We start from the raw sequence: 26,568 nt of genomic DNA, 5'->3' as shown, positions 1-26,568 counted from the left end.
CTACCGCTCGGTGCGTCGACGCGCGAGGTGCACGACGATGTCGGCGCTGAGCTCGACAGTCTCGGGCAGGATCTGCTCGATCTGGCGGAAGAGCCGCCCCTGCGCCTCGCTCGGCAGTTCGAGGTACGCCGAGACCGTCGACAGGTAGCCGACGTAGTCGCGCGCGCTCATCGTCAGACGCCGCTCGATCACGCTCTGCTGGACATCGGTGAACCATTCGGAGCGGCGCAGTTCGGTGCCCGGCCACTGCATGGCCTCTTCCGGGGGCGTGCCGTCGGGAGACGGGATCTCGTCGCTGTCCCGGAACGGTGCCCGGACGGCGCGGACGGCGTCCGCCACGGCCGGGTCGGTCAGCTGGACCGGTCCGCCGAACGAGGCGAACACGCCGCCCGGTTCCAGCAGCGCCGCCATCCGCGACCAGCGACCCGCCGGTCTCGTCCAGTGCAGTGCCGCCGCCACGTAGACCAGGTCGTACCTCGCCGCGCCCGGCCGTAGGTCCTCGAACGCGGCGGGTACGGTCCGAACGTCGGCGGGCACGTGCTGGCGCAGCTCGGCGAGCATGGCCCCGTCCGGCTCGGTCGCGGTGACAGTGACCTCCCGGGCGGTGAACAGCCGGGTCGCCTTGCCGGTGCCGGCACCGATCTCCAGGGCCGTTCGGATCGGCCGACCCGCGTACGTCGACACCAGGTCGACAAGCTCGACGGGGTACCCCGGTCGGTACCGCTCGTACCGTTTCGCCACCATCCCGAAGCTCAGCGCCCGAGCAGACATGCCGACGATCCTGTCACGACCCGTGTCGGCGGTGCCCGGTCTTTCCGAGCCCGACCCTTCCGAGCCCGACCCTTCCGAGCCCGACCGGCGGCTGCCACCGCCGTGACGACAACTGCGCGCAACCGCTTGCCGGCCCGCGCAGCGCCGCTCGACCATGTGCGGATGCAGCCGGAGCGTCGGGTGATCGTCGGAGTCGACGTGGGCACCACCGCCGCGCGGGCGGTCGCGTTCACGTTGGACGGCACCGCCCGACACGTCGCTACCCGGGCGTACCCGGTGGTGGAGCCGGTGCCCGGCTGGCGGGTACAGGAGCCGGACGTGCTCGTGGCGGCCACCCTGGCGGCCACCTCCGCGTGCGTGGCCGGCACCGCCGGGGCGGAGGTGGTCGCCCTCGCGCTGAGTTCCGCCAGGTACGGCCTCATCGGGTTGGACGCGGCGATGACGCCGGTGACACCGCTGCTGACCGGGCGTGACACGCGGTCGGCGGAGGCGGCCCGCGAACTGCTGTCGTCCGGTCAGAGCCGGGAGCTGCACCGGTCGACAGGTACGCCGGTGCACCCGAGAAACCCGCTCTGCAAGCTCCTGTGGTTCGCCCGGCACGAGCCGTACCTCTGCACGGCGACCCGGTGGTGGGTCGGCCTCAAGGACTATGTGGTCCATCGGCTCACCGGGATGTTGGTGACCGAGTTGTCCTCGGCATCCGGCACCGGGATGTTCGACGTGCACCGTCGGGCGTGGAGTTCCGCGGTCCTCGACCTCGCCGGAGTGTCCGAGAGCCAACTGCCTCCGGTGCTGCCCACCACGGCGGTGCTGCGGCTGTCGCCGGCGGCCGGGCGCGCGGTCGGTCTGCCGCCGGGCACACCCGTCGTGGTGGGTGCGGGTGACGGTCCGTTGCGGAGCCTGGGCGCGGCGGCGACCGAGCACACCGTCGGCGGCCTGACGCTCGGGGCCACCGGGGCGCTGCGGACCGTCGTCAGGGCACCCCGCACCGACGCGGCCGAGACCTTCTCCTGTGCGGCGCTGACCGAGGACGCGTGGGTCGTCCGCGGGTCGGTCGGCAACGGCGGCAACGTGGTGCGGTGGGCGGCACGGGTTCTCGGCGACGACAACGCCACCCCCGCGCTGCTGGATCTCGCCGCGCGGATCGCACCGGGCAGCGACGGAGTCGTGATGCTGCCGTACCTGTGGGCCGACCCGGCCGCGCCGGAGGGCTGCGCGCCGCCCGGCGCGTTCCTGGGGCTGCGCGGCGAGCACTCACGCGCTCACCTGGTCCGGGCCGCCGTGGAGGGCGTCTGCCTGCAACTCGGCGGTGTCCGTGACCGGCTGGCCGAGCTGACGCCGATCGGCAGCGTACGGCTGACCGGGGGCGCCTTCCGGTCTCCGCTGTGGCGCGAGGTGATGGCGGCGGTCCTGGACTGCCCCGTCCAGGTGGCGGGCGCGGCCGACCAGGTCACCCTCGGCGCGGCGGCGCTCGGGCTCTTCGCGATCGGCCACACCGCCGACCTCCAGGCGGCGGTCACCCAGCTCGACCCGGGGGCCGGCGGCGACCGCGTCACTGTCGACCCGGCGCTCGCCACGGCCTACCGCGGTCTGCGGACCAGGCTGCCCACGCTCGTCACGGTGGCGGGTCGTCTGGGTGAGATCCTCGACGCCGGCACCGGGCTCAGTGCTCCGGCTCGTCCTTGACCTGCGCCACGAGCTGGGTCGGGTTCACGTAGCGCAGTGCGACGACGAGCAGGACCAGCATCATCGAGGTGTAGATGACCGCCATGGCGTCGACCGACTGCTGGGCCCGGATCCCGGACGCGGACATCGAGTAGTACAGCGCCACCACCAGGGTCTGCGAGTCGGGCCCGGCGGTCAGGAAGGTCAGCTCGAACATCCCCACGGTCCGGACCAGCACGAGGATCGCGGAGGCGAGGATGCCCGGCACCAGCAGCGGAGTGAGGACCCGGAGGAACACCGTGCGCAGGCCGGCGCCGCACATGCGCGCGGCGCTCTCGATCCGCGGGTCGATCTGCTCGATGAACGGGGTCATGGTCAGGATGACGAACGGCACCGACGGTACGAGGTTGGCCAACACCACCCCGGACAGGTGCCCGGCCAGGCCGAACTTGTAGAGGACTGTCGCCAGCGGGATGCCGTACGTGATCGGGGGCATCAGGATGGGCAGCAGGAACACCAGGAAGATCAGCCGCTTGCCCGGGAACGAGCGTCGCGCGAGGGCATAGGCGGCCGGCACGCCGATCAGCAGCGAGAGGCCCACGACGAGAACGGAGACCTCCAGGGTCACGACGATGACCTGGAGCAGCGCGAACTCGTCCCAGGCCCGGACGTACCAGTCGGTGGTGTAGCCGTCCGGGAGCCAGGTGTCGAACCATCGCCTGCCGAACGAGCTGACCAGCACGGACGCCACGACGCCCAGCAGGTTGAGGAAGAAGAAGATGACGACGCCCCACACGATCCAGGCGGCCGGCCGCGCGGCGATGCGCCGCCGCCGGTCGGTGCTGGTGGCGGGGGGCCGCGCCGGTGGGGCCTGGGTGGTCGTTGCCATCAGCCCTTGCCTCCGGTGGAGCCGGTGTAGAAGCGGCTGCGGGCGGCGAGCACCACAGCGATGACGACCAGCTCGACGAAGCCCATGATCATGGCGATCGCCGACGCGTACGGATAGTCGTACTGCTCGTACGCGGCCTGGTAGGCGGCGAGGGAGATGACCCGGGTCTCACCGGCCGGGTTGCCGACCAGAACCGCCGACGGGAACACGCTGAACGCCAGGACGAACGTCAGGCAGAAGGTCGTGGCCAGGCCGGGCATCAGCAGCGGCAGGGTGATCCGGGTGAACCGGTGACGCCAGTCCGCGCCCAGCGTCGCGGCGGCCCGTTCCAGGGTCGGGTCGATGCCGGACAGGTACGAGAGCACCAGCAGGAACGCGAACGGAAAGCCGGTGATCACCAGCGAGAGGAACACACCCCAGTAGTTGTGGGTCAGCCGCACCGGCTCGTCGACGAGGTTGGTGGCCAGCAGGACACGGTTGAACCAGCCGGTCGGGCCGAGGAAGTTCAACAACCCCTGGGCGGTGAGGACGGTGCCGAGCGTGATCGGCACGACCAGCAGGGTGGTGACCAACCGCTTGCCCCGGAACCGGCCGCGCATCCGGTAGGCGATCGGCACCGCGGCGAGCACGTTCAGGAGCGCGGCGGGCAACGCGATCCGCAGTGTGATGCCGATCGTTCCCCGCTCGTAGGAGTCGGAGAAGAACCGGGCGTAGTCGCTGAACGGCCCGCCGGTGGTCGGCTGGAACGAGAGCGTCAGCCCGTAGAAGAACGGGTAGAGGAACAGGGCGATGACGAAGACCAGCGCCGGGACCAGCAACCAGAGCTGACGGTCGACGCCCCGCTCGGCGAGGCGGTGCTGCCAGTGCGTCAGCGGCCGCCCGGACCGGCTCACCGCGTCGCCCCCGAGGCCTGCGGGACGCGGTTGGTCTGCGCCGCCGCCGCGTCGGCGGGATAGACGAGCAGCCGCTGCGGGTCGACCCCGAGCCTGACCTGGTCGCCCGGGGCGATCCGCCGCTCGGTGCGCAGGTGCAGCAGCAGCCCGGTGTCGGTGCGGGCCTCGGCCGCCAACTCGCGGCCCTGATACTCCACCACCTCGACGGTCGCCGACAGGGCGTTGTGGGCCTCGCCGGGCCCGTCGACGCGGATGTCCTCGGGGCGCACCGCGAGCACTGCCTCCGCCTCGGCCTGGACGTCGCCCACCACCTCGCCGAGCAGACGGTGCCCGGACGACTCGACGGTGGCCCGCGCGCCGTCCCGCCGCTCCACCCGCCCCCGCCACAGGTTGCGGTAGCCCATGAAGTCGGCGACGTGCCAGTTCGCCGGTCGGGTGTGCAGCTCGCGCGGCGAGCCGATCTGCTGCACCCGCCCCTCCCGCAGCACCACCAGCCGGTCGGCCAGGGAGAGCGCCTCCTCCTGGTCGTGGGTCACGTAGACGGTGGTGAGCCCCAGCGACTGGTGCAGCCGGCGGATCTCGGTCCGCATCTCCAGGCGCAGCTTCGCGTCGAGGTTGCTCAGCGGCTCGTCCATCAGCACCAGGGACGGCTCGAACACGACGGCGCGGGCGATGGCGACGCGCTGCTGCTGTCCACCCGAGAGCTGACCGGGCAGTTTGTCGACGTGGTCCTCCAGTCGCACCAGCCGCACCGCCTCGTCCGTACGCCGGCGCGTCTCCTCCTTGGGCAGCCGCCGCATACGCAGCCCGAAGGCGATGTTCGCCCGGACGGTCAGGTGCGGGAAGAGGGCGTAGCTCTGGAACACCATGCCGAAGCCGCGCCGCTCCGGCGGCAGTGTGTCGATGCGGCGCTCGTCCTGCCAGATGCTCCCCGCCGTCAACGGCAGCAGCCCGGCCAGGCAGTTCAACGCCGTCGACTTGCCACAGCCGGACGGGCCGAGCAGGGCGATGAACTCCCCCGCCCCGATCGTCAGGTCCAGCTCGGTGAGCGCGGCCTGGCCGCCGAACCGTCGGGACACCCCGTCCAGCCGCAGCTGGGAGAAGGCGCTCATCCCTGCTTGACCTTCCCGCCGCCGATCTCACGGTCCCAGCGGCTGAACGCCGCCACCAGGCTCTTCGCGTCGAGCGGAACCTCGGTCGGGTTTCCGGCGATCAGCGCGTCGTACTCCGGGCGACCGAACTCCCGGATCGCGTCCTGACTCTTCTGCGGGGCCGAGGAGAGCTGGACCTCCTTGATCGCCGGGCCCGGGTAGAAGTAACCCTCGTCGTACGCCTTCGCCTGCTGTTCGGGGGTGAGCATGAACGCCAACAGGGCCAGCACCGCGGCCTGGGTGTCGGTCGACACGCCCTTGGGCATGACGGCGTAGTGCGCGTCGGTGACCCAGTGGAAGCCGTCGATCGGGGTGATCCTGGCCTCCTTGGGCACGGTGCCGAGCACCCGCGGGTTGATGTCCCAACCGGTCGTGCTGACGATGAGGTGCGCGGTGCCGTTGGCGAGGTTCTTCATCGTCTCTGTGGTGCCGGACGGGTAGTAGTCGACGTACTGGCCCAGCTCCTTGAGGAAGGCCCACGTCTTGTCCCATCCCGCGGTGGGGTCCTTGGGGTTCGAGTCGCCCAGGATGTAGGGCAGCCCCATCAGGAAGGTCCGGCCTGGGCCCGAGTTGGCCGGGCGGGCGTACTGGAATTTCCTGGGGTTGGCCTTGGCCCAGGCGAGCAGCGCGTCCGCGCTGGTGGGTGGCGTCGGAAGGCGCGACGGCAGGTATTCGAGCAGCGGGCCGGACGGGTAGTAGGTGACGGTGACCCCCGCGTTGCCGGCGAGCTGCTGCATCGCGGCGGCCGGTGCCAGGTAGTCGCGCATGCCGCCGAGGCGGTCCTGGAAGGTCGGCAACACGTCGATCCAGAGCCCCTGCTCGATCCCGGCGGCCAGGCCGTCGACGCCGGTCAGCACGAGACCGATGTCCACCCGGTCCGCCCCCTGCTGGGCCTTGATCTTTCCGGCCAGCTCGGGTGCCGGTGCCTTCGAATACGTCACCCGGGAGATCACGTCGGGGTTCTTCGAGACGAACTCGTCGATCATCCCCTGGGTCAACTGGAGGTTGCCCGCCACGTCCAGGACGTTGAGGGTGACGGCCTTGCCGGGCCGCTGTGGCACCTCGCCAGTGGTGTCGCCGGTGGTGTCACCGGGAGCCTCGGGTGCTCCACACCCGACCGCGCCCACCAGCAGCGACGATGCCGTGACCAGGAGAGCGCCGCGCCGCGTCATACCCATGAGCCGTTCCCTCCGCCAGGTGTCATCGGTGCTGATTGATTCAGCCGGCGCGCCACGGCGGCAACGGGTTGCCATGTATTGCCTCGTGCGAATGCGATCGGGCGGCCGGATTGTTGCGGGGGCATTGCCGAGTATTCACGGCCGCCATACCATGATCACTGCGCGTAGCCGGGAGGAGCATGCAGATGCCCGACCACACCAGGCCGCCGGAAAAGAGAGTCACGATCTACGACGTCGCTGCCGAGGCGGACGTCTCACCCTCGACGGTGTCCCGCGCGTTCTCGCGACCGAGTCGCGTCAACTCCGAGACCGCCGATCGGATCCGACGGGTCGCCGAGCGGTTGGGCTACCGGACCAACCCCCTCGCCCGCGCCCTCACCACGTCCCGCACGCGGATGATCGCGCTGGTCATCGCCGACATCACCAACCCGGTGTACGCGGAGATCGTGCGCGGCGCGCAGGAGGCGGCGACCGACGGCGAGTACACCACAGTGCTGATCGACGCCCAGGAGTCCGACCGGTTGGAACGGGCGGCTGTCGAACGCACCATGTCGACTGTCGACGGCATCGTGCTGGCCAGCAGCCGGATGTCCGACTCGGCCATCCGGATGGTCGCCAAACAGCGGCCGGTGGTGGTCCTCAACCGCGCTCTCGCCGACGTGCCGTGCGTCGTCACCGACGACCCCCGTGGGGTGCGGCGGGCCGCCGAGCACCTCGGCGAGCTGGGGCACGATCACATCACCTACGTCGCGGGGCCGCAGGCGTCCTGGCCCAACGGCATCCGCTGGCGTTCGCTGCTCGAGGCGGGCATGGAGCTGGAGATCAAGGTCCGTCAGATCGGGCCGTTCAGCCCCACCATGGCCGGCGGTGAGCGGGCCGCGCGGGAGCTGTGCGCCCGCCCGGCGACGGCGGTCCTCGCCTTCAACGACCAGATGGCCATCGGGATCATCCGTGGCCTCAGCCGGATGGGCGTCAACGTTCCGGGTGACGTCAGCGTCGTGGGTTTCGACAACATCCTCGCCGCCGACATCGTCACGCCCGGGCTCACCACCGTCGCGGCGCCGCTCTACGCGGAGGGCTCGGCCGCGACCCGGCACCTGCTCACGATGATCGCGGGGGCACCCGGGCATACCGGCCGGCCGATGGTCCTGCCGGTACGCCTCGTGGTCCGCGACTCGACGGCCACGCGTAACCCGGGCCCGGGTCGCGCCCGCCGGCAGTGGGCGCGGAACCGGTCCGCACCGGACCCGGCGGCCCACCGGCCGTGAGGCCGCCCGGCCCACGACAAGAAACGACAACTCGTTGCCGAGGCGCGGCGGCGGCGACCAGGATCGACGCGCATCCATCCGTCAACGTCGGGCGCTCGCGGGACGGGCGCGACGGCGCCCCCAGCGGACGAACGAGGAGATGGCGATGATCCGAGGCTCGACGCCCAGGTTACGACGGACCTTCATCGTGCTGGGCACGGTGCTCGCCACCGTCGCGGCCACCCTCACTGTCACCTCGACACCGGTCGCCGCGACACCGGTCACCGCGGTCGCGTCGCCCGACGACTACAACGGCTCTGACCTGTGGCTGCGGTACGTGCCGGTCGACGACGCGAAGTTGCTGCGCGACTACCGCCGCGCGGCCACGGCGATCGTGGTCGAAAACGCCGACGCCACGAAGGTGCACCGGCACACCACGGACCTGGCCATGGCACCCGGTTCCGCCGAGAAGCTCGTCGAGACCACGCTGGGCGCCGCCCGGGACGAGCTGGTACGCGGCCTGAACGGGCTGCTCGTCCAGTCGACACCGACGCTGCCGGCCGACGGCGTCTCGGACGGCGCGGTGGTGGTGGGCACACCGGCGAGCTCACCGCTGGTGGGCCGCACCATCGCGACCCGCGACCTGGCCACTGTGGGCGACGAGGGCTACCTAGTCCGCACGGTGTCGAAGGGCGGGGCACGGTTCACCGTCATCGCCGGCAACACCGACCTCGGCGCGCTGTACGGCACCTTCGCCTTCCTCCGGCTCCTTCAGACCCGGAAACCGATCGACCATCTCCGGGTCGCGGAGTCACCGAAGATCAAGCACCGGTTGCTGAACAACTGGGAGACCGAGCGTCTCTACGCGGGCAACAACGCCTCCGGGCTGGGCGGGCTGAACGGGGAGAGCGGGGCGATCTTCAACTTCGCGGCGACCGGTGCCAGCGCCGGCCGGAACCTGCCCGTCATCCTCGACCGCTACCTCGTCATGGCGCGCGCGCTGGCGTCACTGGGCATCAACGGCATCACCATCAACAACGTCAACGCCGACAACGCGTACCTGACGAGCGCGCGCATCGCGCAGGAGGCGGCCCTCGCCGACGCGCTGCGGCCGTACGGCATCAGGCTGGGCCTGTCGATCCGGTACACAGCGCCCACCGACAGCAGGTTCGCGCCGGACACGCTGACCAACAGCCAGCTCGACCCGTACGGCGCGGATTTCCGGGGCTGGTGGCACCGCCGGGCCCAGCAGATCCAGGCCGCGATCCCGGACTTCATGGGACTCACCGTCAAGGCCAACTCCGAGGGCCAGCCGGGGCCACAGGACTTCGGGTACGACCACGGTGACGGCGCCAACGCCATCGCCGCCGCGGTGGCGCCGCTCGGGATGACTGTGCACTGGCGAACGTTCGTCTACAACGCCGACGTCGACAACGACCGGCTCAAGCGGGCCTACCTGGAGTTCGGGCCGATCGACGACGAGGTCCAGCCGGACGGCAGCCGGGGACGCTTCGCCGACAACGTGTTCCTGCAGACCAAGAACGGGCCACTGGACTTCCAGGCCCGCGAGCCCATCCACCCGATGTTCGGCCGGATGGAGAACACCAACCAGGCCCTGGAACTCCAGATCACGCAGGAGTACACCGGCCAGAACTGGATGCTGGCCTACCTCGGTCCGATGTACGAGGAGATCCTCAAGACCGACACGTACGCGACCGACGCGAACGGGAAGCTGCTCAAGGAGCGGCTGGTCGGCGACATCGTCGACGGGACCGCGCAGCACCACTCGGACACCGCCATCGTGGGTGTCGCGAACCTCGGCAACGCCGACAACCTGACCGGGCACCACTTCGCCCAGGCGAACCTCTTCGCCTTCGGACGTCAGGCGTGGGACTGGACCCTCGACTCGGCGGACATCGCGACCGACTGGACGCGGATGACCTGGAGCAACGACCGGCGTGTCGTCGACACCATCCGGAAGATGATGATGGGCTCGTGGGAGTCGCTGGTCAGCTACCAGACGCCGCTGGGCATCGGTCACCAGTTCGCCGAGGGCGCCCACTACCGTCCCGACCCCGCCGACTGGGCGGGCCGCGACGATTGGAGCCCGGTCTACTACAACAAGGCCGACAGCGTCGGTCTGGGCTTCGACCGCTCCCCCACCGGCAGCAACCTGGCCGCCCAGTACTTCCCCCGCTTGGAGCAGCGCTACGGCACCATCGACTCGATCCCGGAGAACCTGCTGATGTGGTTCCACCACGTGCCGTGGGGCCATCGGATGGACAGCGGGCGGACGTTCTGGGAAGAGCTGGTCTACCGCTACCAGATGGGCGTGCAGTACGTGACCTGGATGCGGGAGACCTGGGACGCGCTCCAGCCCGACATCGACGCGCGCCGGTTCGCCGAGGTGCGTGCCAAGCTGGCGGTCCACGAGGCGGACGCCGCCGACTGGCGGGACACCTCGGTGAACTACTGGAAGGAGTTCAGCGGGCGGGACATCCCGGTCGACGACGCGCCACTGTCGGCGACGATCGTCGTGAACGGGAAGACGTTCGGCGGCTTCAACCTCTCGGACGCCTCGTACACCATCCCGCTGCCGGCCGGGGCGTCGCCGACCATCACGAAGGTGCGGACCGCCGACCGCAAGGCCCGTTACGAGATCATCTCCCAGGCGGCCGGCGTACCCGGGCAGGCGGTCGTCAAGGTCACGACCGAGAGTTTCTTCGGGCCTCTCGTAAAGAACTACGTCTTCAACCTGGTGCCCGACACCACGCTGACGGCGCTGCGCGTCGACGGCAGGCGCCTGACGTCCTTCGCGCCGACGGTGCTGCGCTACAACGCCCTCACGCCGGCCGGCGCCACGACAGTGCCGACGGTCACCGCCAGCGCCGCCGACCCCGCCGCCTCGGTCGCGGTGGAGCAGGCGGCCAACGCCACCGGGCAGGCCCGGGTCACCGTCACGAACGGCGCGGCGTCGTCGGTCTACACGGTGGACCTGAACACCACCCTCACCGGCAGCGACGAGTTCGAGTCGACCCCGCTCGGCCCGCAGTGGCAGTGGGTCCGGCCGGACGAGAGCAGGCAACGACTGGCCGACGGGTCCCTGGTCGTCACCGCCCAGCAGGGCGACCTCCAGGGCAACGTCAACACCGCGAGGAACCTGGCCCTGCAGGACGTCGACGGCGACTGGACGGCCGAGTCCCGGGTGGTCTTCTCCCGTCCCCTCGCCGGCAACAACGAGCAGGGCGGTGTTCTCGGGTACGCGGACGACAACAACTACGTGAAGCTCGCCTGGGAGATGGGCAACGCGACTGCGGCCATCAACAAGACCCGGATCGTCTTCCTGCGTGAACAGAACGGCACGGCGTCGACGCTGGAGATCACCGGTGCGGACGCCCAGCGCATCGTCGGGGCCGACGGGGCCATCTGGCTGCGCCTGACCAAGGTCGGGGACCGCTACCGCGCCTACTACTCCAGCGACGGGAGCGTCTACCGCTACATCGGCTCGCAGACGCTGAACGTCGAGCCGACGAAGGCCGGGCTGCTGGCCTTCAACCGGGCCGGCACCTCCACCGACCTCGACGTCGCCTTCGACTACTTCCGCATCGAGAGCCACGGGGAACGCGTCCGCTGACCGTGCGCTCCGGCTGGCCCGGCATGTCGATGTGCTGATGAGCGGCATACCGCATCCACCCCGACAGCGCCCCCGAAATCCGTGACCGGGCCCGTCCCAGCTGGGACGGGCCCGGTCACGCTCCCCCGAGGCTGCGGCCCCTGCCGTCAGCCTCCGATCGCGATGGCGAAGATGTGCATGGTCGGCACGTTCGTCGCCGGTCGGGCGCTGATGTTGGGCAACACGACCGAGGCCACCGCCTTGTTCTGCAACCCGACACCGACGTAGTAGATGCACGCGGCGGTGTTCTGGCGGACGTTGTTGGGCCGGTTCTGGTACGCGGACACGATGGCCGCCGTTCCCCCGGAGTGCGGCCCGCCGTACCAGTCGGGCGAGCTGAGCGTGAACGTCTGGCGGGTGCCGTCGGCGTAGACCACGGTGCCGGTGCCGGACACCGCGCCGTAGGTGCCGGTGAGGAGGAAGCCCAGCGTGCTGCCGGTGCCGCTGATGCCGATGGTCTGGCCCGAGGCGATGGCGTTGTCGGAGGCCCCGGAACTGACGTTGGGCCAGCGGAAGGTGACCCCGTTGCGGCTGATCGTGCCTCCCGGGCTGGCACCGGCCTGCGCCAGCGCCTGCGCGGAGAGCGACGCCCCGCCACCGTCGAAGTTGCCGACGTTGGTGTTGCTGTCGCTGGTGATGCCGACGTTGCTGAAGCTCTGCTCCAACGTCGGTGTGGTGGCCCCGGAGCTGGTGACCCGGTAGGTGCGCCCGGCCTGCACGGCGACCTCGATCAGGTCGGACTCGATCCGGGTGGTGCGGGCCGCCGTACCGTCGGCGGTGTCGACCACGGTCACGGTGCCGGTCAGGATCCGGGAGCGCAGGCGGACGGTGCCGGCCCGGTCCGGTCGGACGAGGATCTCGGTGGCCTGACCGCTCGCCCAGGTGATGCCGACCGTGTGCCCGCCCCGACCGCGCAGGCCGGTCACCCGCCCGCTCGGCCAGGCCGGCGGCAGCGCGGGCAGGATGTGCAGCTCGCCGATGTGGCTCTGCAGCAGCATCTCGGCGATGCCCGCGGTGGCCCCGAAGTTGCCGTCGATCTGGAAGGGCGGGTGCAGGTCGAACATGTTGGGCGCGAGTCGCGCGGTGGTGGCGAGGTAGCGGATCAGGTCGTGGGCCCGCTTGCCCTCCTCCATCCGAGCCCAGAAGTTGATTTTCCAGGCCAGCGACCAGCCCGTGCCGTCGTCGCCGCGCAGGGCGAGGGTCCGCCGGGCCGCCTCGAACAGCTGCGGGGTGCCGCGCTTGGTGATCTGGTTGCTCGGGGCCAGCCCGTACAGGTGCGAGATGTGCCGGTGGTTGGGCTCGGTCTCCACCCAGTCGTAGAGCCACTCCATGATGTTGCCCCGCGACCCGACCTTCATGGGTGGGAGCCGGTCCCGGGTGGCACGAACCTGGGCGCGGAACGTGCTGTCCACGTTGAGGATCTCGCTCGCCCGGGCGCAGGCGTCGAACAGGTCCCGCAGGATCTGGTTGTCCATGGTGGGGCCGGCGCAGACGCTGGCGTTCGAGTGGTGGCTCAGCTCCGGCGAGTTCGACGGGTTGGTCACCAGGTAGCCGAGGGTCGGCTCGGTGACCAGGGTGTTGAGGAAGAACTGTGCGGCGCCCTTCATGGCCGGGTAGTTCGTCCGCAGGAACTCGATGTCGCCGTTGAACAGGTAGTGATCCCAGATCAACGTGGACAGCCAGGCCCCACCGGTCTGCCACATGCCCCAGAACGCGCCGTCCACCACGGCGGTGGCCCGCCAGGCGTCGGTGTTGTGGTGGGTGACCCAGCCACTGGCGGCGCCGTACTGCACCTGGGCGGTCCGCGCTCCGGCGACCGCAAGGTCTCTGACCATGTCGAAGACCGGGTTGTGACACTCGGCCAGGTTGGTGGTGTTGGCCGGCCAGTAGTTCATCGGCAGGTTGGCGTTGATCGTGTATTTCGAGTCCCACGCCGGGGCCAGTGAGTCGTTCCAGATGCCCTGGAGGTTCGCCGGCTGGGTGCCGGGCCGCGACGACGAGATCAGCAGGTACCGGCCGTACTGGAACAGCAGCGTGGAGAACTGCGGGTCGTTGACGCTGTTGTGCTGGGCGATCCGGACATCCGTCGTCTGGTCGGCAGCGGACGTGCGACCCAGATCCAGGGTGACCCGGCCGAACAGCGCCTGATAGTCGGCGACGTGCCGGCTGCGCAACTGGTCGTAGCTACTGGCGCGCGCGGCGGTGAGGCGCTGCCGGGCGATGCCCTGGTAGTCGCCGCCGACATTGCGGTAGTTGACGTAGCTGGAGCCGATGGAGATCAGCAGGACCACGCTGTTGGCGTTGGTCACCCGCAGGGTGCCGCCGGAGCTGGACACGCTGCCGCCGCTGACTGTCGCGTTGGCCAGGGCAAGGAAGCGGACCTGGCCGGTGATGCCCTCCATGTTCCCGGAGATGCCGTCCAGGCCGATCGTGGTGCCGTCCGGGCTGGACACGGTGGTGCGCTGCGGGCTGTCGAAGGTGGCGGTGAAGCTGATCGAGCCGCTGCGGTCGGCGGTCAGTCGCATCGCGATGACCTGATCCGGCGCGCTGGCGAACACCTCCCGCTGGTGACGAACGCCGTTGAGCACGTACGTCGTCGTGACGGTGGCGGTGGTGAGGTCGAGCGTCCGGTCGTACTGGGACGCTCCGCTGGCGGAGCCGAAGGCGAGCCGGAGGTTACCGACGGTCTGGTAGGCCAGCTGGCCGCCGGGGTTGCCCATCATGGTCTGGTTGATCAGATCCTGGGCCTGGGTCCACTGGTTGGCGTTGACCAGCCGCCGGATCTCCGCGATCGCGCCCGCGCCTCTGGTGTTGCTGGGATCGTGCGGGCCGCCGGCCCAGACGGTGTCCTCGTTGAGCTGAAGGCGCTCGGTGTCGACGTTGCCGAAGACCATGGCGCCGAGTCGGCCGTTGCCGATCGGCAGCGCCCGCAGCCAGTCGGTGCCGGCCCCCTCGTCGTACCAGAGCGCGAGGTCACCGGCGGCCAGCACCTGGGGCGGCGCCACCGAGTCCGCGCGTGCCACGGCGGTCCAGGGCACCGGCAGGAGGGCGCCACCCGCGCCGGCTGCGCCGATCTTGAGGGCTTGCCGTCGGGTCAGGTCTGACATCGATCCTCCAAACGGTGACCAGTCCGGCCACCCCGAAGCGGGACAACTGTGGGACTCGACATGGGGATCCGCTTGGTGGGGCCAACCGGGACCCTGCCTGAGCAGGCCGACGCCCGGCAGTGACGCGCCAGACATCTGATGTGTTTCGGGAAGGTTACTCCGGGGCCACAGAATAGGCAACGGTCGATCAATGGCTGGACACTGCTCCCCTGTGCCCGGTCAGCAAGATGCACGGGCGGGTGAGCAGCGAGGGAGCGAGGCGGTAGCGCCGGGCGATGGGCCACGATGCCGCCGCCGACGACCCACCCGGAAGGACATACATCAGATGTACGGCGATCCGGCTGCGCCCCGCGCCAAGCACCGGCACCGCCCAGCGTTCTCGCCTCCACAATCGGGTTGTTCTCCGCCGGATCACGGGTGACCATGGGCGGCATGGCGGGAGGACGGCGGTGAGATCGCCCCTCCAAGGCGGACTACCGCCGGGCGGCGCGGTGGTGGTCGGGGCCGTCGTGCGGATCGCCTGCGACGAGTCGGGATTCTCGGGTACGAACCTGCTGCACTCGACCGCCCCGGTGATCACGCACGCGAGCGTCGACCTGGCCGCCGACGAGGCGGTCGCGATCATCACCGCCCTACGGTCCGGGTTCCGGTTCGCGCCGCACGAGCTCAAGTCCGGCCGGTTCCTGCGCGGCTCCGGCGCGCAGGAGGCACTGGAGTGGTTCCTGGCGACGCTGGCCGGCCGCGCGCACGTCCACCTCATCGACAAGGAGTTCTTCCTCGTCACCCGGATCGTGGACTTCCTGCTGACCGAGCCGTCGTACGCGGCCGGCACCCGCCTGGCTCGCGAGCACCATCCGGCCGCTCTCGCCCTGTACGCGGCCGGGCGCTCGACCGGAAGCGACTGGACTGCCTTCCTGTCGGCGTTCGTCGATCTGGTCCGGATGAAGCGGCGGCTTCCGGTCGACCAGACGGTGCGGCGGTTCTTCCAGGCCCGGGACGCGCTGCGGCGACATGGCCTCGGCACGGTGGCCGACGCCGTCCTCGGCGGGCTCCGCCCGAACCAGGTGCGGGCCGTGGTGGCCAGGCTCGACGCCGACGACCGCACGGTCCCTCCCCCGCTGGAACCGCTGCTGCCGGCGCTGGCCGAAACGGTCCTGTCCTGGAGCGGCGGCCAGCGGCAGGTGCTGGTGACCCACGACGAGCAGAGTGCCCTGACGGCCGACCGGCTGACCCGGCTTCAGCGGGTGTTGGCCGCCAACGGCGACGCGTCGGCGGCCGGCGGCAACCGGGCTGCCGCGTTGCCGACCGGGGTGTCACCCCTGGCGGGGCTGGTGATGGTCGACTCCCGCGACGACCCGCGCGTCCAGGTCGCGGACCTCCTCGCGGGAGTGGCCCGGCGGATGCCCGGCATCATCGACGACGCGCTCCGCCAGCCGCCGCCGATTTCCCCTGGCCGGCCGTAGTCTCATCGGATGCAGGACATCCAGACACACACCCTGGACATTCCCGGCGTCGACCTGGTCTACGACGTCCGCGGCCCGCTACCTCCCACCGGCGCCCATCGTGCGCTGCTCCTGATCGGCCAGCCGATGACGGCGGAGGGCTTCACCGCCCTCGCCCCGCACTTCACGGACCGCACGGTCCTCACCTACGACCCGCGTGGCCTGGGCCGCAGCGTCCGCACTGACGGTCGGTCCGACCACACGCCGCAGCAGCAGGCGGCCGACCTGCACGCGCTCGTCGAGGCGCTCGACGTCGGTCCGGTCGACCTCTTCGCCAGCAGCGGCGGCGCGGTGACCGCCCTCGAACTGGTCGCCACCCATCCCGGCGACGTCGCCACCCTGGTGGCGCACGAACCGCCGATCAACGCCGTGCTCCCCGACGCCACGGCCGCCGAGCGCGCCCGGGCCGGCTTCTACGAGGCGTACCAGGCGAAGGGCTCGGGCGCGGGGATGGCCGCGTTCATCGCGATGACCTCCTGGCAGGGCGAGTTCACCGACGCCTACTTCGCCCAGCCCACCCCCGACCCGGCGATGTTCGGCTTGACCGCCGACGACGACGGCAGCCGCGACGATCCGCTGCTGTCGCAGAACTCGTGGGCGATCACCGACTACCGCCCCGACGCGGAGGTGTTCACCGCCGCGCCCACCCGGATCGTGGTCGCGGTCGGCGAGGAGTCGGCCGGGACGTACACCGCCCGCACCGCACTGGGCCTCGCGGCGCTGCTCGGCCAGGAGGCCGTGGTGTTCCCGAGCCACCACGGCGGGTTCCTCGGCGGCGAGTTCGGCTACGCGGGCAAACCCGAGGAGTTCGCCGCGCGGCTGCGGGAGGTGCTGGACGCCGGCTGACACCCAGACCCGGCACGGACGCGCCTGATGTTCTGACCTCGTGCCGGTGGCCGGGGCAGCCGTATGGTGGACGCAGAGACGACGATCCGCCGTCTTCGATGAGACACCACCTGCGGCGGTCGAGGAGAGCATCATGATCGGTGTGGTGAGCGTCGGGGCCGTCGTGGGCGTCCTGCTCGTCGGTCTCGTGGTCCTGCTCCGCAGACCGGCCGACACCCGGTCGGTGCTCCGCTGGTCGGCCCTGGCGATCACCGTGCTGGTGGCCGCCGCGTTGGCTCCGTTCACAGTGGATGACTCGGGCGCCGCGGCCGGTTATCTGCTCGGCGTCCCCGTCGTCGCGGCGGTGCTGCCCGTCCTCGCGCAGCGGTTCGGTCGGCTGACGGTGGCCGCCGACCTGATGGCCGCGCTCGTCATCACCGGCTGGGGGCTGCTGCTCGGGCTGGGCATCGGTGGCGCGTTCCTCCCAGCGGTGGCGCTTCTGCTCGCCAGCGCCGTGGTCACCAGGGCACCGCGACCGTCCACCATCGCCTGAGCCGGTGAGCCTCAGCCGTCCGGGGTGAACAGTCCCTGGACGCCGACGACGATCGCGATGAGGCCGAAGATCGCGAGCAACAGCCGGACTCCGGTGGCGCCGTCCGACTGCCCGTCGCGCGGCGTCGGCCGACCGGTCAGCCGGCTCCACAGCAGGGCGAGCCCCACCCCGATGCCCACCACCTCGAAGTGGAACACCCGGGGCCCGGAGACCAGGTGGACGATGAGGTAGTAGCCGCCGGTCACCAACGCCACGACGCCGACCACCCACGCGATCGGGGCGGCCCGACCGGCGAGGCGGCCCAGGTCGTCGCCGACCCGCGGCAGCAGCCGCAGCAGCGCCACGGCGAGCAGGAAGCCACCGACGATGTTGGCGAGGTCGAGCAGCAGCGCCATAATCACGAGGAGTCTCCGTCGATCGGGTGATCAGCCGGGTGGGAGCGTACCCACGGGCCCGGTCGGTTGAAACGACCCGGAGGCACGCTCCCCGGCAGTCCCCCACCGCGACGGTGAACGGGGCCGCTCAAACCGTCAACGTCCGCAGCGCCACACCAGCGGCCGGTACGCCTGGTTCTCGTAGACGGCCCCGACCACCGTCAGACCGTCGTCGCTGATCCCCTCCGCCGTGTACGTGCCCGGCTCGGTCGCGCGGACCTCGGGTCGGCCCGGCAGCCGGCGGGAGGTGCCGTCCGGGGCGACGATCAGCGGCGCGCCGTCGCCGATGAGCACCTCACCCTCGGCGGAGATGCCGCTCGCCCCGGGGAAGGGCAACAGGCTCACCGCCGCGGTGGTGAGGTTCCACCGCACCGGCAGCATCTGCACGGCGCCGCCGTTGCTGCCGCCCGGAACCATCCCGATCGCCCACTCACCCCGCGCCGATTCGACCGACGCCCGGGGGTAGCCCTCGGGCACCGCCAGCGCCGCACCGACACCCTGCGGCGTCCACCGGTAGGGCTGCTGGTCCAGCTCGCCGACGATCGTGCCGTCGTCGGTGATCCCGGTCGCGGTCGACCCCCGCTGGCCGATCAGCCGGTACGTCTGGGGCTGCGCCGTCGACCACCGCACAGCCTGGTGCGAGTCGTCCGACCTGCGGGCCGTCCCGACGATGTCACCCCGGGCGTTGACCGCGTGCACGAGCACCGCGTCAAAGCCGGGCGGGGTGGCCAGGGGACGCAGCTTCCCGTCCCGGTACACCCAGCCGGTGCCGTCGCCGTCGGTGCCCACCACATGGCCGCTGGCGTTGACCGCTGCCGCGTGCCGTGCGGTCTTCGGCAGGACGACCGGCCTGCCGTCGGTCCACAGCACAACCCGCCCGTCCTCCTGCCCGGTGCCGATGTCGCCGACGACGTACCGCCCGGTGGGGTCGACTCCGACGGCCACCGCGACCGGACCGTCGATCGGCTGCGACAACCACGACGCCTGGCAGGTGACTGGCGGGCGGGGGGCGGCCGACCCGGTAGCGGCTGGCGACACCGCGAGTGCCGGCGTGGTCGGCGCCGGCGAGTTGGCGGTCCCGCCGACCTGAACGGCACCCACGACGCCGACCCCGGCCAGCACCGTCAGGGCGGCGACTCCGGCGACGCGGCGCCGCTGGCGGCGGCGCCGGCCGTCGCGGACGGCCCGGCTCACGTCGACCCGCGGCTCGGGAACCGACACCGACCGCAGCAGCGCCGCGATCCGCTGATCGTCCACGGTGGTCATCTCGGACTCCTCGCTGACATCTCGGCGACGTCGAGCACCTGGCGAACAGCCGCCAGAGCCCGGGCCGTCTGCGCCTTCACGTTGCCTTCGGAGCAGCCCATCGCGGCGGCCGTGTCGGCCAGCGACAGGTCGCACAGGAACCGCAGGACCAGCACTGTGCGCTGGCCGCGCGGCAGACGGGCGAGCGCCGCGAGCAGGCTGTCCCGCTCGGCCAGGTCGTCATGCGGGGTCGCCGGTGAGCGCTCCGGCACCGGCGCAGACCCCAACAACCGGACCTTCGCCCAGCTCAGGCGCTTCTCATCGACGAGCTTGTGCACCAGCATCCGATGGACGTACGCGTCGACGTTGTCGGCCCGGCTGACCCGGCGCCAGTTCACGTAGAGCGACGTGATCGTCTGCTGCACCACGTCGTCGGCCAGATGGGCGTCACCGCACATCAGGAACGCGGTCCGATGCAGGCGCGGCAGTCGCGCGGAGACGTACTCCACGAACTCACCCTCGGCATCCACCATCAAGGCTCCCTCCTCCGCAAGCTCGACGGGGCCGGACGACCATCAGGTTGCGTCCCCCGCGAAGTACGGTCGGAAGGCGGACCACTCGGCCGGGCTGGGGGTGTCCCGGCCCGGCGGAACGCGGATCAGTGGGTCGGCCGGCCAGTGCGGTGGTGAGCCTGCGGGCCCCGCTGGTCCGTAGAGCGACCTACCGACATCCGTGCCGGTCTCAGCCGACGACGCCGGCCATCCGGCGTACCGCCTCGGTGATGAGCTCCGGCGCGGTGGCCAGGTTCAGTCGGACGTGCCCATCACCGCCGGTGCCGAACGCCAACCCGGAGTTGAGCGCCACCCGGGCACTGTCGAGGAACACGGTGGCCGGGTCGTCGCCGAGGCCCAGCGCCCGGCAGTCGAGCCAGGCCAGGTAGGTGCCCTGACCGGGTTGGTAGCGGACGGCCGGCAGGTGCTCGGCGAGCAGGTCGGCAAGCAGCCGACGGTTGTCGTCCAGGCCGGTCAGCAGGGAATCGAGCCATTCGCCGCCGTCGCGGAAGGCTGCGGTGTGGGCGATCACGCCGAGGTGGCTGGTGCTGACGCTGACCCCGAACGGGACGCGAGCGAGGTCCCCGGCCGCGGCCGGGCCGGCGACGAGGAGCCCGCCGCGCAGGCCGGACAGGTTCCATCCCTTGGAGGCGGACATCAGCGACAGGCCGTTCTCCGCGCCGGGCACCGAGAGGTACGGCACGAACCGCGCTCCGCCGGCCACCACCGGCGCGTGGATCTCGTCGGCGACCACCCGCACCCCGTGCCGCTCGGCGAGGTCGGCGACGGCGGTCAGCTCGGCCGCGGTGTGCACGACGCCGGTCGGGTTGTGCGGGCTGCAGAGCAGGTACGCCGCCGGCCGTCCACCGGCGCGGGCCCGCCGGAACGCTTCCTCCAGCGTGCCGAGGTCGATCCGCAGGTCCTCGCCGAGCGGCGCCTCCACGATCCGGCGGTCGGCGTGCGCCACGGACTCGTAGAACGGCGGGTAGACCGGGCAGTTGACGACCACCGCGTCCCCCGGTTCGGTGACCAGGCGCAGCGCCTCGACGACGCCGTGCATCACGTCGGGCACCAGTGCGGTGCGCTCCACGGCCAGCCCGTCCCAGCCCCACCGCCGCCGAGCGAACTCCGCCAACGCCTGCGGGTACGCCGTGCCGGCGGTGTAGCCGGTGTCGCCGCGCGCGACGGCGTCGGTGATCGCCAGTGCGACCGGCTCGGCCAGGGGCACGTCCATCTCCGCCACCCAGAGCGGCAGCACGTCGTCGGGGTGTTCCCGCCACTTGAGGCTGGTCCGCTGCCGGAGCTGGTCGATCGTGAGCTGACGGAGCGGATTGGCTGCGGTTCGGGCACCACTGAGCAGGCCGGTCATGGCCCAACCCTATTGCGCCACGTCCCGGCCCGGTGTCCCGGACCACCGCCGGACACTCCACTGTGGTCCGCTCGGAACTATTCCACGGGCACCTTTTCGCATTGACCAGCGCCTTTGTCTACAAACCGGATCCGCTTCGAAATATCTGCCGGCAAAACCGCTGCGGACCACTGCTTCATGATTTAGGCTCCCGAATATTCACGTCGACGGCCCCGTCCTCACGCCGTGCCAGCCCCCGACCTTGCACGCCGGCCATCGCCACCCTCGACGCCGATTGGAGTGTTCGATGACCTGGCGTCCCACCCTTGCCGCGCTGGCTGGCCTGTGCCTCGCGGTCACCACCACCACAGTGTCCGCCGGTGCTGCCGTCCACGCTGCGCAGGCCAGCGCGCACGCCGCACTCGCCGGTCCGCCCGGCGCACCGCCCGGGGCCTGCCCAACCGGCGTCAGTTACGGCCCGCCGCTGCCGGCGAGCACCGTGACGGCTCCGCGGATCCGGGGCGGGTTCACCTTCCTCGAAGGGCCGGTCTGGGTCGCCGACGGTGGCTACCTGCTGATGTCCGACATGACCGCCGGCACCGGGCCGTACAACGTCCAGCCGTCGACGATCCGCCGGTTCACCCCGCCGGCGACCTTCGACACGTTCATCGCCAACGCCGGCAGCAACGGGCTCGCGCTCACCGCCGACGCCCAGCAGCTCGTCGCGGCCACCCACGACCAGCGCAGCGTCTCCGCGTACCGGCTGAGCGACCGGACCCGCAGCACCGTCGCGGCCAACTACCAGGGCCGGGCGTTCAACTCGCCGAACGACGTCGCGGTCCGATCGGACGGCGTCGTCTACTTCACCGACCCGAACTTCCAGCGCGGCAACCGGCCCGACCAGATGAGCGGGCGCACCAGCGTCTTCCGCGTCTCCGGCGGGCAGGTGTCGCTGGTGGACGACACGTTGCGCCAACCCAACGGGATCTCGCTGTCGCCGGACGGGAGCGCGCTGTACGTGGGCGCCTACGCCGAGAACAAGATCTACAAGTACGTCGTCCAGCCCGATGGCAGCGTCGGCGCCCGCAGCGTCTTCGTGAACTACATCGGCGGTCCGGACGGCGGCACCATCGACTGCGCCGGCAACGTCTACTGGACCTCGGGTCGGGACTCGCTGGTGCACGTCTACTCCCCGGCCGGCACCCCGCTCGGCACGATCCGGCCCGGTAACACCGGCACGACAAACGTCGCGTTCGGCGGCCCCGACCGGCAGACCCTCTTCATCACGTCGGGCCCGTGGGGCGACTCCGGGCTGTACAGCGTGCGACTCAACATTCCCGGATATCCGTACTGAGCGTCGCTGGCGGGTTCACCGTCGAGTGCCGGGCGGTCGGACACCGCCGCCGACGCCGGCCGCCCGTACACTCGACTGATGGCGAACCGCCGGTGGCACAGTGGTCGGTAGTGCGACAGGGGCGTCGACCGCCGGCACGGTGATCGTCGACTTTGACGGTGTGCTGCTGCGCGGCGACGCATTCGGCCTGTTCCTGCGCCGCACTGCTTTCGCCGGCGCCCGGCTGCCGCTCGCCGTCGCGCTACTGGTCCTCCTCGCGCCCGTCGCCGCCGTTCCCGCGGCGCGTCCGTGGGCGGCGCGGTGGGTGAGCCGGATCGGCTTGTCGGGCCGCAACGCCGACGAGTTGACCGCAGAGCTCGCACGCTTCGGCGCGGACCTCGGCGAAGAGCCGGGGCGGATCATCGGGCCCGGCCTGCGCACTGTCCGGTCCCACCTCGACGCGGGCGACCGGGTCATCGTGGTGACCGCCTGCGAGCACACCCTGGCGCGCGCGGTGCTCGACGTGATCGGCCTCGCCGAGGTCGAGCTCGTGGCCTCGCGCATTCGCGGGCCGAAGCTGATCGTGCACAACCACGGGTCGGCCAAGATAACGCAGCTCGCCGCCCACGGGGTGACGCCACCGTGGCGGGTGGCCTACAGCGACTCGCTGTCGGATCTCCCCATCCTCAGCGCCGCGCAGCAGCCGGTGCTGGTCAACGCGAACGCCCGGCAGACCGCCCGGGCACGGCGGCTACTCGGCGCCCGGCTGGCCACCGTCACCTGGACGGGTGCTCACCTCCCGGAGGAGGAACCGGCACCGGGAGGGGCCCCGAACCGCCGGTCACCAGGGCCGACCATGGGAGACGCCCACCGATGAGAGGCCGCTACGACAACCTGACCCGTACCCGCGCTCTCGATCCGGAGCGCGACTACCTGGACATCTACCAGACGATGCTGCGCCACGAGTTCCCGTGGGACATGAAGCTCGGGCTCAACCTCGCCTTCAACCGGTCCTTCTCCGTCCCCGCCATCGCCACTGTGCACGCCGCCACCGGTGAGCTGACCGAACGCACCCAGAAGCGGATCGACGACACCGGCCTGCTGATGTACGAGATGGTGCTCAACGGCTTCGAGCAGCCCCGGGGCCGTGACGCGTTGCGGCGCGTCAACCAGATCCACCGCCCGTACGACATCAGCAACGACGACTTCCGCTACGTCCTCGGCTGCCTGGTCGTGATCCCCACCCGGTGGTTGCAGGCGTACGGTTGGCGCCCGCCCTGCTGCCACGAACGGCACGCCACGTACCTGTTCTACCGGGAACTCGGCCGACGGATGGGCATCACCGACATCCCCGCGTCGTACGACGAGTTCGAGACCTGGTTCGACGCGCACGACGCGGCTCACCTGCAACCCAACGACGACGCGGCGGCCATCGAACGGGCCACCCGCATGCTGATGCTCGCCCGGCTCCCTCGGATGCTCGCGCCGCTGGGAGACGCACTGGTCAGTGCCCTGTACGACGCGCCGCTGCGGCGCGCGACGCGGGTGGACACGCCGGCCTGGCCGGTCCGGGCGGGGTTGCACCTGGCCCTGAAGACGCGCTCACTGTCGCAGCGGTGGTTCGGCGCGCCACGGGCGACGGCCTTGTTCGCCGACGGCATCCGGGCCAGGAGCTACCCCGACGGGTACGAGATCAGCCAGCTCGGCCCGCGGCACGACCGCCGCGACGGCGGGGTCGCCGGCACCGGCGTGACCGAACCGGCCGGGCGAGATCGGCGAAGCCGCGAGCCGGCACCCGAGTGACCGCGGTCCGCCGGCCGACCTGGAGGGACGGCCGGCGGACCGGTCTCAGCGGATGGTGGTGACGGTCCAGCGTGGGGAGGCGTTGGTGACCGGGACGGTGTCACCGACCAGTGTGGTCACCGCCTGGGTGTCGCGCTGCACGCTGGTGCCGACCCAGAGCTCGACCTCGCCGGGCTCCACGACCCGGGTGTACGTGCGGTCGGAGAAGGCCAGACGGGTGGTGGGGACGGTCAGCTCGACAGTGACGGACTGACCCGGCTCCAGGTGGACCCGCTGGTAGCCGAGCAGCTGCGCCAACGGCCTGGTCACCGAGGCGACCACGTCGCGACCGTAGAGCTGGACCACGTCGTCGCCGGCGACAGCGCCGGTGTTCGTCACCCGCACGCTCACCCCGATCGCCCCGTCGGTCGGCACCGTGCCGGACACGGTGAGATCGGTGTGCGCGAACGTCGTGTAGGACAGCCCGTGGCCGAACGGCGCCACGGGTATCGCCGGCAGGCTGGTCACCTCGTTGCCCTGACCGAGGGTGGGGTGCAGGTACGAGTAGGGCTGCGCCCCGGCCGGCCCGGGCATGGTGATCGGCAGCTTGCCCGACGGGTTGACCCGCCCGGAGAGCACTCCCGCGATCGCCCCGGCGCCCTCCTCGCCCGGGAAGAACGCCTGCACCACCGCCGCGCAGCGCGTCAGCGCCCAACCGATCGTGTACGGCCGCCCGGTGAGCAGCACCAGGACCACCGGCGTGCCGGTGGCCAGCACCGCCTCGACCAGTTCGCGCTGGACGCCGGGCAGTTCCAGGTCGTCCCGGTCGCACCCTTCGCCGACCGTGCCGCGTCCGAAGAGGCCGGCGTGGTCGCCGACGACCAGGACGGCGACGTCCGCGGCGGACGCCGTGGCGACCGCCTCGTCGAAGCCGGACCGGTCGTCACTGTCCACGTCGCAGCCCCGGGCCCAGGTGACGAGGTCGTCGCCGAACTCGACCCGCACGGCGTCGAGCACTGTCGGCACCTCGATGCCGGTCTCCACGCCGGGATGCTGGACGAGGACGTGGTTGAGGAACGAGTAGCACCCGAAGAGCGCACTCTGCCGATCGGCGTTGGGGCCGATGACGGCCATCCGCCGACCCGCCGGCAGTGGCAGCGCGTCCCGGTTGGCGACCAGCACGATCGATTCCTCGGCGAGCCGGCGGGCGATCGACCGGTGCTCGGGTGAGTCGAGGTCGATAGCCTGCGGCGGCTCGTCGCTGAAGGTCGCGTCGAGCAGGCCCAGGTCCAGCTTCTGGCGCAGCACCCGCAGCACCGCGCGATCGATGATCGCCTCGTCGATCCTGCCGGTCCGTACCGACTCCCGCAGGGTCAGATAGGCGTCGCCGGTCGGCAGCTCGACGTCGAGACCGGCCGTCAACGCCTGCCCGGCCGCCTCCGCGTGGTCGCTCGCCACGTGGTGCAGCAGGTTCAGGAACGCGACCCCGTAGTAGTCGGCGACCACGGTGCCGTCGAAGCCCCACTGGTCGCGCAGGATGCCGGTCAGCATCGTCGGGTCGGCGGCGACGGGCACCCCGTCGATGTCGGTGTAGGAGTGCATGACGCTCCGCGCGTCGCCGTCGATGATCGCCATCTCGAACGGCAGCATCAGCACGTCGGCCAGTTCCCGTCGGCCGGCGTGCACCGGGGCGAAGTTGCGCCCGGCGCGCGAGGCGGAGTAGCCGACGAAGTGCTTGAGGGTGGCGTGCACCCCCTGCGACTGCAGGCCGCGCACGTACGACGTGCCGATGGTGCCGACCAGGTACGGGTCTTCAGCGATGCACTCGTCCACCCGACCCCAGCGGGGGTCGCGGATCACGTCGAGCACCGGGGAGAGCCCCTGGTGGACGCCGAGAGTCCGCATCGAGGCGCCGATCGCCGCGGCCATCTCGGTGACCAGTTCGGGGTTGAACGCGGCACCCCAGGCCAGCGGGGTGGGGAAGGTGGCGGCCTTCCACACCGACAGCCCGGTGAGACACTCCTCGTGGACGATTGCCGGGATGCCCAGCCGGGTCCCGGTGACCAGGTCCCGCTGGAACTTCCACAGCCAGGACGCGCGTTGCGCCGGATCCTGGGGACGGGTGCCGTAGGCGCGGGTGAGATGACCGAGCCCGTGCCGGGAGAAGTCCTCAAGCTTGGAGTTGTCGCCGAACTCCCCCTGCAGTGGTGCGACCGCCTCGCCGTCCTCCTTCTCCCAGAAGCCGACGAGCTGGGCGATCTTCTCCTCGATCGTCATCCGGCCGAGGAGGTCGTGGAGGCGATCCCCTCCGTCGCGCCCGCCCTGTCGGCTGTGGTTCGGATCTGCCTGAGCCGGCGCCGGCCCGCCCACCACCTCGTGGACCTCAGTCATGCTGTGCCTCTCTGGTTGTGCTCGTACCGC

At 71.2% G+C, this 26,568-nt stretch carries 20 protein-coding genes; 9 read left to right on the top strand and 11 right to left on the bottom strand.

All coding sequences use genetic code 11. From position 1 onward, the window contains the following. Positions 1-771 carry a class I SAM-dependent methyltransferase gene (locus AB0C03_RS18160; RefSeq protein ID WP_030328235.1) on the bottom strand — a complete coding sequence of 257 codons (771 nt, stop codon included), beginning with the start codon at positions 769-771 and terminating at the stop codon, positions 1-3. 162 nt (positions 772-933) lie between these two features. Here AB0C03_RS18160 and AB0C03_RS18155 point away from each other — a divergent pair, with 162 nt between their 5' ends. Next, on the top strand, positions 934-2,457 hold the full coding sequence (locus AB0C03_RS18155; RefSeq protein WP_051708140.1) for a gluconokinase: 1,524 nt from the start codon (positions 934-936) through the stop codon (positions 2,455-2,457). Here the strand turns inward: AB0C03_RS18155 and AB0C03_RS18150 are convergent. The 4 genes from AB0C03_RS18150 to AB0C03_RS18135 are packed head-to-tail and all read right to left on the bottom strand — an operon-like array spanning position 2,435 to position 6,547. Next, positions 2,435-3,325, bottom strand: a complete 891-nt coding sequence (locus tag AB0C03_RS18150; RefSeq protein WP_156057259.1) for an ABC transporter permease — start codon at positions 3,323-3,325, stop codon at positions 2,435-2,437. The genes AB0C03_RS18155 and AB0C03_RS18150 overlap by 23 nt on opposite strands. Further along, the gene (locus tag AB0C03_RS18145; RefSeq protein ID WP_030328241.1) at positions 3,325-4,218 is read right to left on the bottom strand and encodes an ABC transporter permease; all 894 of its coding nucleotides are present in this window, start codon (positions 4,216-4,218) and stop codon (positions 3,325-3,327) included. Before AB0C03_RS18145 ends, AB0C03_RS18150 begins: the two co-directional genes overlap by 1 nt. Further along, positions 4,215-5,330, bottom strand: coding sequence for an ABC transporter ATP-binding protein (locus tag AB0C03_RS18140; protein WP_030328244.1), 1,116 nt, complete (start codon positions 5,328-5,330; stop codon positions 4,215-4,217). The genes AB0C03_RS18145 and AB0C03_RS18140 overlap by 4 nt, the downstream gene beginning before the upstream one ends. Then, positions 5,327-6,547, bottom strand: coding sequence for an ABC transporter substrate-binding protein (locus AB0C03_RS18135; RefSeq protein ID WP_030328246.1), 1,221 nt, complete (start codon positions 6,545-6,547; stop codon positions 5,327-5,329). Before AB0C03_RS18135 ends, AB0C03_RS18140 begins: the two co-directional genes overlap by 4 nt. Positions 6,548-6,732: 185 nt before the next feature. On the opposite strand from AB0C03_RS18135, the gene AB0C03_RS18130 reads away from it, so the two are divergent. Together AB0C03_RS18130 and AB0C03_RS18125 are read left to right on the top strand one after the other, a co-directional pair. After that, the gene (locus tag AB0C03_RS18130) at positions 6,733-7,815 is read left to right on the top strand and encodes a LacI family DNA-binding transcriptional regulator (protein WP_036410772.1); all 1,083 of its coding nucleotides are present in this window, start codon (positions 6,733-6,735) and stop codon (positions 7,813-7,815) included. Between the two features lie 145 nt (positions 7,816-7,960). Next, positions 7,961-11,428: an alpha-glucuronidase family glycosyl hydrolase gene (locus AB0C03_RS18125; protein ID WP_156057261.1), complete on the top strand. Its 3,468-nt coding sequence runs from the start codon at positions 7,961-7,963 to the stop codon at positions 11,426-11,428. A 146-nt stretch (positions 11,429-11,574) separates the two neighbouring features. Here AB0C03_RS18125 and AB0C03_RS18120 read toward each other — a convergent pair whose 3' ends face one another. Next, positions 11,575-14,574 carry a glycoside hydrolase family 95 protein gene (locus AB0C03_RS18120; RefSeq protein WP_357637912.1) on the bottom strand — a complete coding sequence of 1,000 codons (3,000 nt, stop codon included), beginning with the start codon at positions 14,572-14,574 and terminating at the stop codon, positions 11,575-11,577. A 449-nt stretch (positions 14,575-15,023) separates the two neighbouring features. Between AB0C03_RS18120 and AB0C03_RS18115 the strand changes: the two genes are divergently transcribed. From AB0C03_RS18115 to AB0C03_RS18105, 3 genes are all read left to right on the top strand, one after another. Then, positions 15,024-16,037, top strand: a complete 1,014-nt coding sequence (locus AB0C03_RS18115; protein WP_209444472.1) for a hypothetical protein — start codon at positions 15,024-15,026, stop codon at positions 16,035-16,037. Between the two features lie 9 nt (positions 16,038-16,046). Continuing rightward, the gene (locus AB0C03_RS18110; protein ID WP_357637908.1) at positions 16,047-16,922 is read left to right on the top strand and encodes an alpha/beta fold hydrolase; all 876 of its coding nucleotides are present in this window, start codon (positions 16,047-16,049) and stop codon (positions 16,920-16,922) included. Positions 16,923-17,055: 133 nt separating this feature from the next. Continuing rightward, positions 17,056-17,454 (top strand): hypothetical protein, encoded by a 399-nt coding sequence (locus AB0C03_RS18105; RefSeq protein WP_357637905.1) that lies wholly within the window; start codon positions 17,056-17,058, stop codon positions 17,452-17,454. Between the two features lie 11 nt (positions 17,455-17,465). On the opposite strand, the gene AB0C03_RS18100 is transcribed toward AB0C03_RS18105, so the two are convergent. The 4 genes from AB0C03_RS18100 to AB0C03_RS18085 form a co-directional block, all read right to left on the bottom strand. Beyond that, the gene (locus tag AB0C03_RS18100; protein WP_245233524.1) at positions 17,466-17,849 is read right to left on the bottom strand and encodes a hypothetical protein; all 384 of its coding nucleotides are present in this window, start codon (positions 17,847-17,849) and stop codon (positions 17,466-17,468) included. A gap of 135 nt (positions 17,850-17,984) precedes the next feature. Next, positions 17,985-19,154: a hypothetical protein gene (locus AB0C03_RS18095; RefSeq protein WP_030328259.1), complete on the bottom strand. Its 1,170-nt coding sequence runs from the start codon at positions 19,152-19,154 to the stop codon at positions 17,985-17,987. Then, the gene (locus tag AB0C03_RS18090; protein WP_030328261.1) at positions 19,151-19,666 is read right to left on the bottom strand and encodes a SigE family RNA polymerase sigma factor; all 516 of its coding nucleotides are present in this window, start codon (positions 19,664-19,666) and stop codon (positions 19,151-19,153) included. The genes AB0C03_RS18095 and AB0C03_RS18090 overlap by 4 nt, the downstream gene beginning before the upstream one ends. 208 nt (positions 19,667-19,874) lie before the next feature. Beyond that, on the bottom strand, positions 19,875-21,053 hold the full coding sequence (locus tag AB0C03_RS18085) for a MalY/PatB family protein (RefSeq protein ID WP_357637902.1): 1,179 nt from the start codon (positions 21,051-21,053) through the stop codon (positions 19,875-19,877). A gap of 286 nt (positions 21,054-21,339) precedes the next feature. On the opposite strand from AB0C03_RS18085, the gene AB0C03_RS18080 reads away from it, so the two are divergent. The 3 genes from AB0C03_RS18080 (at position 21,340) to AB0C03_RS18070 (ending at position 24,168) form a co-directional block, all read left to right on the top strand. After that, positions 21,340-22,386: an SMP-30/gluconolactonase/LRE family protein gene (locus tag AB0C03_RS18080; protein WP_357637900.1), complete on the top strand. Its 1,047-nt coding sequence runs from the start codon at positions 21,340-21,342 to the stop codon at positions 22,384-22,386. A gap of 139 nt (positions 22,387-22,525) precedes the next feature. After that, entirely contained in the window at positions 22,526-23,242 is a 717-nt protein-coding gene (locus AB0C03_RS18075; protein WP_357637897.1) for a haloacid dehalogenase-like hydrolase, read from the top strand. Next, entirely contained in the window at positions 23,239-24,168 is a 930-nt protein-coding gene (locus AB0C03_RS18070) for an oxygenase MpaB family protein (protein WP_245233505.1), read from the top strand. Before AB0C03_RS18075 ends, AB0C03_RS18070 begins: the two co-directional genes overlap by 4 nt. A gap of 45 nt (positions 24,169-24,213) precedes the next feature. Here AB0C03_RS18070 and AB0C03_RS18065 read toward each other — a convergent pair whose 3' ends face one another. After that, positions 24,214-26,424: a beta-xylosidase/alpha-l-arabinosidase gene (locus AB0C03_RS18065; RefSeq protein WP_247681053.1), complete on the bottom strand. Its 2,211-nt coding sequence runs from the start codon at positions 26,422-26,424 to the stop codon at positions 24,214-24,216. Between the last annotated feature and the right edge of the window lie 144 nt (positions 26,425-26,568).

The sequence above is a fragment of the Micromonospora parva genome (genome assembly GCF_040649675.1).
Lineage (GTDB): Bacteria > Actinomycetota > Actinomycetes > Mycobacteriales > Micromonosporaceae > Micromonospora > Micromonospora parva.
Note: the sequence above shows the minus strand (reverse complement) of the source record. Positions and strands in the feature narration are given on the sequence as shown.

Excerpts from the sequence above, each read along its gene's own strand:
- AB0C03_RS18160 (WP_030328235.1), bottom strand. The coding sequence starts at position 771 with ATGTCTGCTCGGGCGCTGAGCTTCGGGATGGTGGCGAAACGGTACGAG.
- AB0C03_RS18155 (WP_051708140.1), top strand. The coding sequence starts at position 934 with ATGCAGCCGGAGCGTCGGGTGATCGTCGGAGTCGACGTGGGCACCACC.
- AB0C03_RS18150 (WP_156057259.1), bottom strand. The coding sequence starts at position 3,325 with ATGGCAACGACCACCCAGGCCCCACCGGCGCGGCCCCCCGCCACCAGC.
- AB0C03_RS18140 (WP_030328244.1), bottom strand. The coding sequence starts at position 5,330 with ATGAGCGCCTTCTCCCAGCTGCGGCTGGACGGGGTGTCCCGACGGTTC.
- AB0C03_RS18135 (WP_030328246.1), bottom strand. The coding sequence starts at position 6,547 with ATGGGTATGACGCGGCGCGGCGCTCTCCTGGTCACGGCATCGTCGCTG.
- AB0C03_RS18130 (WP_036410772.1), top strand. The coding sequence starts at position 6,733 with ATGCCCGACCACACCAGGCCGCCGGAAAAGAGAGTCACGATCTACGAC.
- AB0C03_RS18125 (WP_156057261.1), top strand. The coding sequence starts at position 7,961 with ATGATCCGAGGCTCGACGCCCAGGTTACGACGGACCTTCATCGTGCTG.
- AB0C03_RS18120 (WP_357637912.1), bottom strand. The coding sequence starts at position 14,574 with ATGTCAGACCTGACCCGACGGCAAGCCCTCAAGATCGGCGCAGCCGGC.
- AB0C03_RS18110 (WP_357637908.1), top strand. The coding sequence starts at position 16,047 with ATGCAGGACATCCAGACACACACCCTGGACATTCCCGGCGTCGACCTG.
- AB0C03_RS18105 (WP_357637905.1), top strand. The coding sequence starts at position 17,056 with ATGATCGGTGTGGTGAGCGTCGGGGCCGTCGTGGGCGTCCTGCTCGTC.
- AB0C03_RS18100 (WP_245233524.1), bottom strand. The coding sequence starts at position 17,849 with ATGGCGCTGCTGCTCGACCTCGCCAACATCGTCGGTGGCTTCCTGCTC.
- AB0C03_RS18095 (WP_030328259.1), bottom strand. The coding sequence starts at position 19,154 with ATGACCACCGTGGACGATCAGCGGATCGCGGCGCTGCTGCGGTCGGTG.
- AB0C03_RS18090 (WP_030328261.1), bottom strand. The coding sequence starts at position 19,666 with ATGGTGGATGCCGAGGGTGAGTTCGTGGAGTACGTCTCCGCGCGACTG.
- AB0C03_RS18085 (WP_357637902.1), bottom strand. The coding sequence starts at position 21,053 with ATGACCGGCCTGCTCAGTGGTGCCCGAACCGCAGCCAATCCGCTCCGT.
- AB0C03_RS18080 (WP_357637900.1), top strand. The coding sequence starts at position 21,340 with ATGACCTGGCGTCCCACCCTTGCCGCGCTGGCTGGCCTGTGCCTCGCG.
- AB0C03_RS18070 (WP_245233505.1), top strand. The coding sequence starts at position 23,239 with ATGAGAGGCCGCTACGACAACCTGACCCGTACCCGCGCTCTCGATCCG.
- AB0C03_RS18065 (WP_247681053.1), bottom strand. The coding sequence starts at position 26,424 with ATGACGATCGAGGAGAAGATCGCCCAGCTCGTCGGCTTCTGGGAGAAG.